We start from the raw sequence: 12,490 nt of genomic DNA on the forward strand, positions 1-12,490 counted from the left end.
ATAATAACTTTATAGAGTTAAATGGAGTAACCATCGGTGTCCGATTGGTTGCTTCTTTTTTTCGTTAGCCTAAAAGCCAGGGAAAATGCAACATTATCCCTTTTAAACAGGTCAATACAGATGTACAAATAATTTCATGAGAAGAAGGTGGGAAAACTGAGGATTCGTATACTTGCGTTAATAATTTGTTTCTCTGTCGTGTTTTGTATCTCAAATGCGCAAGATATTAACGCTTTGTCATGTGCCGAATCGGGAAGTCCCCAAGAAGAGTTAGAAAGAAATACGGGTGCTGTTTATGGAGAAGTAAAGCAAATAAAGGTGGACTTAAAGCAAGAGGGGTTTACGGGCACAAAAGAGAAATTCAGATATATTTTAGTGGAAGCTGAGAGGAGTTGGAATACTGAAGTTGACTCTCAACTAATGATCGCAACGAACTATACTTGGGGGTTTGATTTCAAGGAAAGCAACAAATACTTAATCTACTTTAGTGAGGCGAATGGCGAGTTAAGCAGTAGTCCGTGCAGTTCGACCATCGAAATGAACAATATCAATCAAGCAACTGAACTATTCGGGGAAGGATATCCACCCAAACAACAAGTAAACTTAGAGCACAAAATGTGGTTTGTGTTTGAGCAAGATATTGATATGTATATCGTAGGTATAGTCGTATTAGCAGCGATTTTTATCCTCTTTATGATTGTAAGAAAGAAAAAGGGCAAAGTATAATCTCGCTGTATTAAAGTGAAACTTTTGCTCAAAGAAAAGTCAGTTGAACGAGAGCGTGGCTTCCAGCAGTACCTATTACCCCTTTACTAAAACGAGGATGGAGGCGTATAATCCGTTGAGACATTAGAGCAATAAGAGGGGATATCGTTATGAATAATGGATTAATCAACGCAATCATTGCGTATATCATGTGGGGGGTTCTCCCGCTGTATTGGAAGTTGTTTGAAAATGTACCGGCAGGTGAGATTTTATCGCACCGGGTCGTCTGGTCATTTGTCTTTATGGGGATTTTCGTTGCGGTCCAACGTCGTTGGGGTGACATGAAGCGCATTTTGACCAGTCGTTCGACCCTGCTGTCCCTTACTGCGAGTGGACTATTAATTGCTATTAATTGGCTGATTTTCATCTGGGCAGTTAACAACGGTCATGTCGTTGAGACAAGTCTGGGCTATTATTTGAACCCGTTACTGAATGTGCTGCTGGCGGTTGTCTTCCTTCATGAAAAGCCAAACCGTGGACAATGGCTCGCGATTGCCATCGCTGGTGTCGCGGTGCTTATCATTGCCATCGACTACGGGCGTTTCCCATGGGTTGCGATTTCCTTGGCTGTGTCGTTCGGTTTGTACGGTCTGGCGAAGAAGAAGATTAAGCAAGACGCTTCTGTGGGCTTATTTTCGGAGACCGCTGTAGTTCTGCCCATTGCACTCGGCTACTGGATCTACTTGGCCATAGTGGGAAAAGCAACGGCTTGGACGCTGCCTGCACCCATGTTCATCGAATTACTTCTAGCCGGCGTGGTGACGGCGCTGCCGCTGTTGTTCTTTGCACGGGCGGCAGCTCGGATGTCGTTGTCCACACTCGGATTTGTACAGTATATTGGGCCGACAATCATGCTGATTCTAAGCGTGTTTGTGTTCAAGGAAACGGTCTCGCCAGTTCTGCTCGTTGGTTTCGCACTGATCTGGATTGCGCTTATCGTATATGCAACCGCATCGATGCGTGCCACGCGACTTGCTAAGGTAAGCTGAACATAGGTATCCTTGTAACATATGAAGTTCTAATGGCGTTCACTCCAAAGGATGGAAAGGAATTCGAACACACAAGAAGGCGGTCGATCAATGAGGTCGGCTGCTTTTATGCTTTGGTTTAACCAAACGTGCAGCTCAGTGTAATGAGATATGAATTATTTATTTACAAAAACAGGAACGTATGTTCTAATTGATGAAGTGACTATTTTCAGCTATGGGGGTCCGAACGAATGACACAAAACGGGATTGTAATGGTTGTGAGTGTTTCTATAATACATAACGATAAGATACTTATAATTAAGGAAAACAAGGAATCGGTTAGACACACATGGAATTTCCCTTCAGGTAGAGTCGAACATGGTGAAGATATTTTGGAAGCAGCACGAAGAGAAGTCAAGGAAGAAACAGGTTTTGATGTTAGACTTACAGCTACTACAGGGGTTTACAATTTTATTAGCAGTACCAATCGTCAAGTTGTTTTATTCCACTTCAAGGGTACAATTGTTGGTAGTTCTCTTCGATTAGATACAACGGAGATCATGGATTCGATGTGGGTAGTTCCTGAGGATTTGTTGAATCCGAACTTGCTAAAGTTACGAGATCCGGGAGTCATGCGACAAATTATGGAACATGTAGTCTCCCAAAAAGAATATTCCTTAAATCTATTCCACGACCAGCTGTAACATGGCTTATAGAAATGGTTTTCGATAGACTGTAATTTTGTTTCCTTACTTGCTATGAAACGGTGGGCGATTGTTCATGAAATCATCCTATTTAACGCGTCCTTTCTATTTTCTCTGGACCACGCAAACGGCTGCGAATGCAGCCGATGTACTATATATTATGGCACTTACGGTAATGGTGCTTAACCGGACCGATTCGCTTATATCAGCGGCACTTTTGCCGCTGATGCGCAGCGGGGCACAGATGCTCAGCAGTCTGATTGCCCCTTTGCTGATTCAACGTTTCAAGTTGTCGAGGCTTCTTCTGCTGTCACAAACAGGGCAATTTCTGCTGTTCGCTTGGCTGGCTATTTATTTGAAGCTCACCGGAGAGGCGGCATCCCTGGTGTTCGTATTTTCACTTGTATTTGTCATGTCCTTTCTCGACGGCTGGACAACGCCGGCTCGGAATGCCCTTATTCCACGTCTCGTGACACACGAGCAAGGTCTTCTTAAGGCGAACGGACTTATGAGTGTCAGTGATCAGGTTGTACAGTTTGCAGGTTGGGGTCTAAGCGGTGTTGTGGTCGCCTTGATTGGGGCTAGCCCGACGCTACTGTTAACAGCAGTTATTTATGGTTTGGCTGCGGCATTTACGCTTGGGGTCTATGAACCAACGGAGAAGCAAACTGGAGCAAAGGAGTTGCACATATCTTCTGATGTCTTGCCTATACTTAAAACAAGCAGGTGGCATACCTTAACCGAAGGCTGGAAAATAATATGGAATGTTCCTCGTCTACGAGTGCTTACGTTTATGGATATGATCGACATGCTTGGCGGTTCAATCTGGGTAGGTGCCTTTACCTTGGCTTTTGTTCAAGTCGCACTGGGACAAGGGGAGCAATGGTGGGGATTCATCAATGCTGCTTATTTTGCTGGAACCATAGCTGGAGGCTTGCTGGTGATTGCTCTGGCACGAAGGATTGGCAACCGTTATTTCGCCGTGATGATGATTGGTATGGCCGGTTATGGCGTACTGACTGCATTTTATGCACTGAACACAGAGCCTTTCATTGCTCTCATATTCGTTATGCTGATGGGGCCGTTCGCAGAGCTTTCCATGATTAATCGCCGTGCCTTGATTCAGAGTGGAGTGACCAAACATTTGCTGCCCAAGGTATTGTCTGCCCAGGCATCTCTTATGCATTTGATATTTTGCATTTCCTTGCTCGGTATGGCTGTGCTCGCCGAATATATAGGCATTGTGAACCTCTACCTGTTTGCGTCCGGATTGACTATATTAGCCATCGTTGTGGGGTTGCTGAATTACCAGGCTTTTCGGCACAAGGCCACTTCTGAAGCTACGGTGGATTAGTTGAGGGGATTAGATAAAACTTTTCTATAAACGAAATTTTATAAATAAGTAACTAGTATGAATTATGAGATTATTTGATAAATGGAATCCAGGTCCAGCGGATTCGACATGTATGAATTTTCGAGAATAATACGGAATGTCGTAAAAAGCTGATTCTAAGATATTGATATTTGGAATCAGTTTTTTAGTATGTAGCCAAACAATATGCGTTTTTTTTTCTAAACGGTGGGCCATGGTCGTATTAAGACAGCGGCTGGTATGCCGCTTATATCTCGGGGCCAGTAAGAAAGGTTTAGCTGATATCCGTGGAAACCACAGACTCCGAAATATCCACCTCTTCCATACCTTCAGGCCCATCAACTGCATCAATGACACCGACAGCGAGTGTTGTTACCGCAGCAGCAGCTAAAAGATTCTTGGCACCAAGTTTGACTCTGTCCTTATCTTCCTCTTTCATGCCCACAACAACATCTTTACCACTGTTATATACATACTTGGCTGATATCGCTACACCTTTTGCAGTAGTGGTTACGGCACCTCCAATATCGGCAAGCCCTGCGTCTATGGCGGTATCGTCTTTTCGAATTGCACCACTGGCCAGATCATATGTCCCGCTAGCCAGTTGCCCAACGGTTTTTCCTGTATTGATCGTAGCTTTCTCTACGCCGTTCCCAATTTCTTTGATAAAAGGACTTCCTGCAAGTTCACCCACAACCCGCACACTGCCTCCCAATACTTTCCCGGTAACTTCCCCAGCCAACTGCCCCATCCCTTTTAAAAAACTCATCCATTTTCCCCCGCTCCAATAAGAAGTTGATCCTATGTGTTATCTCAATATACTTATTATATTCATATGTAAGCCAAAAGAACATCAGTCTCCAGCCCGAGTAGTGCACCTCTCGATTGACCGCAACCCGCTTGAGAAGTGCCCGATTTGCCCCAGGAACGCCTACCACGCTGCACCCTTAACGCCCTTCATCACAAAAAGGCGCCACTCCCACCGGGAATAGCGCCTTCAGCCCTTGTTTTACCTTACTACTTAATCCATTTGCCTACACACGGTTTTAGAAGTTTCTCAAGGAGCAGCAACGTAGTGGAGGGGGAGAAATCGATTCTGAAGAAGCGAAGCTAAAAGCTTTCTGCAAGAAAGCTACATCGTAAGCATACACTGCGCCTTTGTATCCTAATTTCAACTTATAAAAAGTTGTTCAAGAAAATAGGATACAACAGCGATCATAAGAACGATCCTCCACCGGAACGCCTACCACGCTGCCCACCAAAACATTTCTACCCACCGTACCTAGTCAATAAATCCTTCCATGACCGCCGTTGGCATCATGTTGGACTGCCATGCGCCTTTGCCATAGCCGCCGTTGTATCCTGGTGTAGCCTGAGGCTCCCAGTAGAATACACCTCTACCTTTGCCATTCGGCAAATTGCGGATTTGGTTTTTCATCGCGGCAACAAAACTTTTACCAGCTGCAGCCTGATTATTGTCCATGCCAATTTCGGAGATGATGATCTCTTTACCATAACGGTTGATCATATCCTTGGCGTTGTTTACCGTATTTGTAACAGCGGTGTTCCAGCCGGAAGCGGAAGGATAGAGGGACATGGCGATCATGTCAAAGTTAGCTCCGTTATTGATCAGACCACCAATATTCCATACATACAGGGCGTTATCATCTCCACCGGCCAGATGCACAATGGTTTTAGTGCCGCTGCTCAGGGATTTCACTGCGTTATGGCCTGTGTTCACCAGCCATGCATAGTTTTTCATGTTGGTGGATGCTTTACCATCTTCCCATAACATGCCGTTGCTTGTTTCATTCCCGATCTGTACCCAGTCCGGGGTAACGCCTTTGCTTTGCATCGCCGTCATGACATCACGTGTGTGATTCCATACCGCATCCATGAGCTGTTGGAACGTGTAGTTTTTCCAGGCAGCTGGTTTGGTCTGTTGACCAGGGTCTGCCCAGGAATCGCTGTAGTGCAGGGTGAGCATTACACTCATGCCGGCATTCTTGGCACGTTGTGCGAGTGCAGCGGCACGATCCTTATTCATGTAACCGTTCCCATAATCATTCGACGGATTAACGAATACACGAATGCGAACGGAGTTGATTTGATAGTCGTTTTTCAAAATATCAATGATGTCGCGCTGTACCCCGTTTTTATCTTTCCATTTGTAGCCTTGGGCTTCCATTCCGGGAACCCAACTGATGTCGGCTCCTTTGGCGAAACTTGGTGCTGCGCTGGCATGCTGACCTGCGGGCAACAGGATGGAGGTGAATAACAAAACAAAAGCCAACATGATGGATGTCTTGAAACCCCTTACATTTCTGAACATTACAAGATGCCTCCTCGGATTTGGGTTGAGTTGCATCTTCATTATAGCCATCCTGGTTTACACTGCTAAAGGGTCTATTTCCAATATTTTGGGTGTTTTCTCAACCTCTCTACAGAAAAAGACAAAACAAAAAGCCGTCCGAAGACGGCTTTTCTACCCGTGGCGCTTTTTGAAACATTGATCCGTATCCCGCGCCTCCACCAGACTCATTTAATTTGAGCTAGTGGATCGGGTAAGGGACACGTTCAACATGACATTAGAAATGTTGACGCACCTCCTTTCCTTGTGGCAAGAGTATACAACACCTTGTTTCGGAAAGCTAGTCTTTTTTACGTATTGATGCAAAATTATTTTTCAGTCTGGAACATCGTGATATCTCGTGCATAATGACTCTTCGTTCCGTCATTGTTTCGGATGCGTACACTGTCTTCACTGATCCGCTCTACAATGCCACAACCGACCTCACAATAGACGCCAGCCGGGTCTTCCTGCCATGCGCTTACCATACATTGCGATAGTGCCGCCGTGAAAAATTCTATATTTTTTTGTAACGTTCTAGGTTTGTTGGATTTCATTATATACTCCTTTAATCAGATATATTTGGAATGAGAACTAGCAACCGGACCAAATCACACTGTACTTCACTTTACTCTGTCTATTGACCTTTGTAAAGGGATGGAAAAAGTTGCGGCCATGAGGTATCATTTACATAAATTTTACGTAGCGTTTACACTGCGCTGACGCTTGATGTTGATTACGAATAGTACAATTATAGGAGAACTTCTAACGAAGAATAGATATGCAACACATTCGGAGGCCATACATGCATAGAGACGTCAAAACAGGCAACTACGTTAATCGTGATTTGAGTTGGGTTGAATTTAATCGGCGCGTACTTCAGGAGGCCCAGGATCCAACAACGCCTCTGCTGGAACGCATGAGATTTCTCGGTATTGTCGCTAGTAATCTGGATGAGTTCGTCAGTGTAAGGGTGGCAGAGACGAAAGAGAAGATCAAGGCGGGATTCACGCAAAAGGATTTTACAGGATACACGCCTTCGGGATTGTACCGCAGATTGATCAAACGAACCGGGGGCATGGTCGCCGAACAATATAAAACGTATCGTGAACTGATTCGTCTACTCGCCAAAAAAGGCGTAAACATTCAGGAATATACAGATCTTAATGTGACACAACAGCGCGCAATGGACCAGTACTTTCATGATATTATTTTCCCGGTACTCACACCGATGGCGATTGACCAGAGTCGTCCGTTCCCATTGGTGCACAACAAGTCGGTCTATCTGTCCGTAATGCTGCAGAAGGAAGGGGAGCAAGAGGGCGAGCCGTTTATGGCCATTGTCCAGGTACCTTCCAATCTTCCGCGGGTAGTTCAGGCTCCCATTCGGGCGAATAGCAAAAAGAAAACGTTCATCCTGATTGAAGACCTCATCAAACATCATATTCATACACTCTTCAGCGGTTATATCTCGCTTGCTGCACAGGAATTCCGGGTGACCCGCAATGCGGATCTGTTCATTAATGAAGAGGAAGCGGAAGATCTGCTTGAAGCGATTGAAAAAGAATTACGGCGCAGACGCAGAGGTGCTCCTGTTCGACTGGAGGTCTGCAAGGATTTTCGTCCGGATGCCTTATTGGATTTGCAGGAGGAATTCGAAATCCAGGACCCGGTGTACGAGATTGATGGACCACTCGATCTGAGTTTTCTGGCTGGATTCGTGGACAGTCTGGAAAGTTTCTCACATCTGAAATACAGTCCGGTAAAGCCAGTCTATCCACCGGAGTTTCTGCCAAGAGAAAGTCACTTTGAGCTGCTGCGCAAACGCGATGTACTGGTGCATCATCCGTATGAATCGTTTGAACCGGTCACTGATTTTATATTGGAGGCTTCGGAAGATCCAAGAGTTCTGGCCATCAAGATGACACTATATCGGGTCAATGGCGATTCACGCCTTATTCCGGCACTTGCACTTGCGGCTGAGAGTGGTAAGCAGGTCACGGTGGTAGTGGAACTGAAAGCCCGGTTTGATGAGGAGCGTAACATTGCTTGGGCACGTAAACTGGAGAAGGCCGGTTGTCACGTGGTTTATGGACTGGTTGGACTCAAGACACATGCCAAAATCATTCTTGTCGTACGCCGGGAACAGCAGGGGTTGAGACGATATGTTCATGTAGGAACCGGTAACTACAATGAGAGTACAGCCAAAGTGTATACGGACGTAGGTCTGTTCACCTCCAATCCGATTATTGGGGAAGATGCCTCCGAGTTGTTCAATGAGATTACCGGATATTCCGGTCCGAAGGCATTGCAGGCGTTCCGTGTAGCTCCGGATGGTATGAAGGAAGAGTTGTTCGCACTGATTCGTCGAGAGACGGAACACGCGCTGAAAGGCAAACCTTCCAGAATCATTGCCAAGATCAATTCCTTATCCCATCAGGATATGATTGATGAGTTGTACGAGGCTTCTCAGGCCGGTGTGCAGATTGATCTGATCGTACGTGGCGTATGCTGCCTGCGTCCGGGGGTCGAGGGGCTCAGTGAGAATATTCGGGTCATTAGCATTGTGGATCGTTTTCTGGAGCATTCACGGTTGTTTTATTTTGAAAATAGCGGCAACCCGGATGTATTCATCTCCAGTGCAGACTGGATGACACGTAACCTCAATCGAAGAATTGAACTGATGTGTCCCGTTTTCGATCCAGAGCTGAAGAAGATGCTGGTCGATATTCTTAATCTGTCCCTGAAGGATAATGTCAAAGCCAGAGAGCTTATGCCTGGTGGCAATTATGTATTTGTAAAAAATGAAAAGCCCCCGCTGAGAAGTCAGACGGAGGCTATGGGAATTATCCCTTGGAAACCTGCTGAATGGAGTACGATAACGTAATTCCCCAGGCTTCCTTTAGATCCTTGACGGCCTCTTCCAGGCCATCAAGTTCCAGTAACGGCTCGGCTGTACAGGTGAACTGCACCTGCAGCGAGTCGTTTTCTTTGGTTGCTTCAATCGCAGCGATGCTCTCGGATCGATTAATCGCTTCGGCTACGCGCAGCAAAGATCCTATACGATGAGCATGTCGCTCATCCGAGTTTTTCAGAATGTCCCGGTGCTTATTCAGCAGCTGGGGCGTTCTTTTTTTGGGATGATAATCGGCCGCACTGGCACTAAGGATCGTCTCCCGGTGAGAAAGTCCATAGATGCTTGCATTCATAATCCAATAGGCCGAGTGTTGTGCATAACGGAAATAGTTAATCTGCTTGCCTGCCATATGTAACATGGAGGAAGCATAGAGGATTCGGGCATCTGCTTCATCAGGAGCAGTACCTTCTAGTGCAGTATACAGGGTAACCGCATCCTGATGAATCCGTTGCAGACGTTTCTCTGGAATAGGCGGACCAAAATGGATAAAGTTGCGGATGCTGTCCTTCAGCGCGTCCGGAACGACCGGCTTACCTCCAGCCAAGTAATCACGCAGCAACCCGTCTCGCAGACCTGCACCACTAACCACATAACGATCTCCCTGTATTAACTGGAAGACGGTTCGCAGGATCAGTACACCGGGCACAATGATATCTGCGCGATCTTTAGCGAGCCCTGGCACCTTTTTGCGTTGTGCCGAAGTGAGATGTGGCAGGGAGCGAGCGATGTTCTCCATTGCTTGCTCGCTGATCTCATAATGATGAGTGACGGGCAGCGAATACTGGGTACGTTTCTGTTCCACTTTGGCGAGTGTACGCATGGTGCCGCCAAGTCCGATGAGTGGCAGGTCTGGATGCTCACGAATCCAATCCTGTCCACGGAGAGCTTCAATGACTTCGTTACACAGCGCATTTGCATTCGCTTCGGTCCACTGATCTTCCCCCCCATAACGGGCATGTGAATTCACTGCACCAATGGGAAGGGAAATGCTATGTAACCTCTTCCGATCCCGAAAGACTGTGATTTCCGTGCTGCCACCTCCAATATCTACGACGTAACCGTCTGCCAGATCAATGGATTGAGTGACACCAAGGAAACCATAATAGGCCTCCCGATCGCCGGATACACATTCAATGGTAAGACCCGTCTCTGTCTCCAGCCATTCGATAATCTGCAGAACATTGCTTGCATTACGAATGGCTGCCGTAGCTGCTGCACGGATCAGTTTGGTCTGATACGCTTCACAGGTCGCTTTGAATTGACGCAAGATGGTGATGGCTTTATCCAGAGAATGACGTAGGATGGTTCCATCCGGTTCAACAACGCTGCTCAGACGAGCAGCGTATTTGTCTTCATGAATGATGCGATAGGCTGCATCCTGATCCAGTTCATAGATAACCAGACGAATGGAGTTCGAGCCGATATCAATAATTCCTATGGTTTCATTAGTACGTGTCATAAGCATCTCCTTCTACAGAGGTTCAACTACCCGAAGTGAAGAAGGGCAGCCATGGCTTCCGGTGAACCCGGCGGTGTGGCAGAGAAGGGCGTAGTTAACATAACAACAATGATAAAGACGATGAAACAGGCAAATATAAGACAACTCACGGCAAAGCCGCGATTGCGCTTTTGAATAAACAGTCGAATACCTGTGACAAAGAGAAGTACCGTAACGGCTACCAGAACGATCGACATTGCAAAATAGGCTACGCCATAAAGTGATTTGAAAAATGCTTCCATTTGTTCTAAACGCTCCTTAGATCCTCGTATTTAAGCCCTTCCAAGCCGTTCCTTAGTAGCATACGACAGATTGACTTGTTTGAAAAGCAAACCGGGCGCTTGTTCCCGTTTCCGCCATCACCCTGGGACAAGTTTCATGGAAAAGGGGCCCCTGCCGTGGACAGACATCCAAGAAAGCAAGGCTACTGTTGAGTATGTATAAGGAAGGACTATTGTTCTAGGGAAGGAGATCAACCCATGTCGAGACAGCTTGCAAGCAAGTGGCGGAAGACAGCGGCACTGATGAAATACCCCGTAGCTGCTGTCCATATTCCACAGACCAAGGCGTTCAACTCAGGGAATCTGCTGCACATGCTCAGTCGTTATGGAATGGTGTACGTCAAACCTATTGTAGGTGGCGGAGGCTATGGTGTTATTCGGGTATCGGCGAGCGGTGGGGCTTATCGATACACCCATATGAAAACGACACGTTCTTTCGCCAGTTTCAGCCAGATGTATCGCTCTCTGGTGCGTGTAAAGGCTAGACGCAGGTACTTGATTCAGCAAGGCATTCATCTGGCAACGATTCAAGGGAGACCTGTTGATTACAGAGTCAAAGTTGTCAAAACAGACCGAGGCTGGGTATTCCGTTCCTTGGTTGGACGACTCGCTCGTCCCGGGCTCTGTGTAACGAATCTGAGTAAGGGTGGCACCATGTTATCAGGAAGGCAAGCTCTCGGTTTATCCCTGCCCCATATATCTGGTCGACACAAACGCAGGGAGATGCGTTCACTTACACTGACATGCACATACATTATGGAACGTCAGTTCCCTGGTGTTGGTCAGCTTGGATTCGATTATGGACTGGATTATTCAGGCAAGATCTGGATTCTGGAAGTGAATACGAGACCCCAATAGAAAATGAATGGGAAAGCTCAAGAAAATCCAAGAAAAACCGATAATATATAGAAGAAAACAGTATGAAAAAGGTTTGAAATTTTACATTACCGGGTAATTTACTCGCAACAAGTCTTGAAACTATGAATTTATTCCAAAAAAAATACGCAGATAAACGTTCTGACCGTAGTACAACATGCCTGTGCATAAATATTGTCCACACTATACACGTTGATTACTCTACATTTTTTCCATTTATCAACAAACTATGCACAGGATTTCCACATAACGTTGTGGATAACAAGAACGCTTGTTCTCTATATGAAACTCTGATATGATAGTTTTGAGGAAAAAAAAGGAAAGGTTGTGGCGGGAAATGGCTATGTTATCCGATGAGATGTTGTTGGATTCCTACCATAAAGCGATTGAGTTGAATCTCGAACGAGATTTCATCGCACTGCTGTTGGCAGAAATCCATAAGCGCAAACTGGGTACCGACGTATCTGCCATTCTTCACTAGAGATCCTCATTGCAGGCAATGTTACAGGTTTCCGGACAAGTCCCATAGTGAGACAGGCCATGGCGTGCTCGTCTGACAATGTGGACAGTACAACACATGATTGCAAACGTTTTCGACTTCGTCTGCCGTGTCAGAGGAAGATTGGAATACGTAGGGGCTGTATGGTCCGGTGTAGTCGTCCAATTTGCCGCATTCTAACAGTCCCTGAAGGCAGTGGGGGCAAGCCTGCTCCGGTACAACCAGACCGTTACACAGCGGGCATATATAAGACAAGGGTA

13 protein-coding genes are annotated in these 12,490 nt (G+C 46.2%); 7 read left to right on the plus strand and 6 right to left on the minus strand.

What is annotated here, in order from left to right:
- The first annotated feature begins 147 nt into the window (after positions 1–147).
- The 4 genes from MKY73_RS04030 (at position 148) to MKY73_RS04045 (ending at position 3,791) form a co-directional block, all read left to right on the plus strand.
- Entirely contained in the window at positions 148–726 is a 579-nt protein-coding gene (locus tag MKY73_RS04030) for a hypothetical protein (protein WP_339305780.1), read from the plus strand.
- Positions 727–875: 149 nt separating this feature from the next.
- Positions 876–1,754, plus strand: coding sequence for an EamA family transporter RarD (gene rarD, locus MKY73_RS04035; protein ID WP_339305781.1), 879 nt, complete (start codon positions 876–878; stop codon positions 1,752–1,754).
- Positions 1,755–1,984: 230 nt separating this feature from the next.
- The gene (locus MKY73_RS04040) at positions 1,985–2,437 is read left to right on the plus strand and encodes an NUDIX domain-containing protein (protein WP_339305782.1); all 453 of its coding nucleotides are present in this window, start codon (positions 1,985–1,987) and stop codon (positions 2,435–2,437) included.
- A 76-nt stretch (positions 2,438–2,513) separates the two neighbouring features.
- Positions 2,514–3,791 (plus strand): MFS transporter, encoded by a 1,278-nt coding sequence (locus tag MKY73_RS04045; RefSeq protein WP_339237492.1) that lies wholly within the window; start codon positions 2,514–2,516, stop codon positions 3,789–3,791.
- Positions 3,792–4,083: 292 nt separating this feature from the next.
- On the opposite strand, the gene MKY73_RS04050 is transcribed toward MKY73_RS04045, so the two are convergent.
- The 3 genes from MKY73_RS04050 to MKY73_RS04060 form a co-directional block, all read right to left on the minus strand.
- Positions 4,084–4,578 (minus strand): hypothetical protein, encoded by a 495-nt coding sequence (locus tag MKY73_RS04050; RefSeq protein WP_339305783.1) that lies wholly within the window; start codon positions 4,576–4,578, stop codon positions 4,084–4,086.
- A 513-nt stretch (positions 4,579–5,091) separates the two neighbouring features.
- Positions 5,092–6,105, minus strand: coding sequence for a glycosyl hydrolase 53 family protein (locus MKY73_RS04055; RefSeq protein WP_339308478.1), 1,014 nt, complete (start codon positions 6,103–6,105; stop codon positions 5,092–5,094).
- Positions 6,106–6,488: 383 nt separating this feature from the next.
- A complete protein-coding gene (locus MKY73_RS04060; RefSeq protein ID WP_017692425.1) occupies positions 6,489–6,716 on the minus strand; it encodes a hypothetical protein in 228 nt (75 codons plus the stop codon).
- A gap of 248 nt (positions 6,717–6,964) precedes the next feature.
- Between MKY73_RS04060 and ppk1 the strand changes: the two genes are divergently transcribed.
- Positions 6,965–9,046 (plus strand): polyphosphate kinase 1, encoded by a 2,082-nt coding sequence (gene ppk1 / locus MKY73_RS04065; protein ID WP_339305785.1) that lies wholly within the window; start codon positions 6,965–6,967, stop codon positions 9,044–9,046.
- Here the strand turns inward: ppk1 and MKY73_RS04070 are convergent.
- Positions 9,006–10,535 (minus strand): Ppx/GppA phosphatase family protein, encoded by a 1,530-nt coding sequence (locus MKY73_RS04070; RefSeq protein ID WP_339305786.1) that lies wholly within the window; start codon positions 10,533–10,535, stop codon positions 9,006–9,008. The genes ppk1 and MKY73_RS04070 overlap by 41 nt on opposite strands.
- 26 nt (positions 10,536–10,561) lie before the next feature.
- Positions 10,562–10,816, minus strand: a complete 255-nt coding sequence (locus MKY73_RS04075; protein ID WP_062837940.1) for a hypothetical protein — start codon at positions 10,814–10,816, stop codon at positions 10,562–10,564.
- Between the two features lie 237 nt (positions 10,817–11,053).
- On the opposite strand from MKY73_RS04075, the gene MKY73_RS04080 reads away from it, so the two are divergent.
- Together MKY73_RS04080 and MKY73_RS04085 are read left to right on the plus strand one after the other, a co-directional pair.
- Entirely contained in the window at positions 11,054–11,713 is a 660-nt protein-coding gene (locus tag MKY73_RS04080) for a YheC/YheD family protein (RefSeq protein ID WP_339237480.1), read from the plus strand.
- A 355-nt stretch (positions 11,714–12,068) separates the two neighbouring features.
- The gene (locus tag MKY73_RS04085) at positions 12,069–12,212 is read left to right on the plus strand and encodes a sporulation histidine kinase inhibitor Sda (protein WP_017692430.1); all 144 of its coding nucleotides are present in this window, start codon (positions 12,069–12,071) and stop codon (positions 12,210–12,212) included.
- A 21-nt stretch (positions 12,213–12,233) separates the two neighbouring features.
- Here the strand turns inward: MKY73_RS04085 and MKY73_RS04090 are convergent, their stop codons facing one another.
- On the minus strand, positions 12,234–12,485 hold the full coding sequence (locus tag MKY73_RS04090; protein WP_339237478.1) for a hypothetical protein: 252 nt from the start codon (positions 12,483–12,485) through the stop codon (positions 12,234–12,236).
- Between the last annotated feature and the right edge of the window lie 5 nt (positions 12,486–12,490).

Source organism: Paenibacillus sp. FSL R5-0519, from assembly GCF_037974275.1.
Classification (GTDB): domain Bacteria; phylum Bacillota; class Bacilli; order Paenibacillales; family Paenibacillaceae; genus Paenibacillus.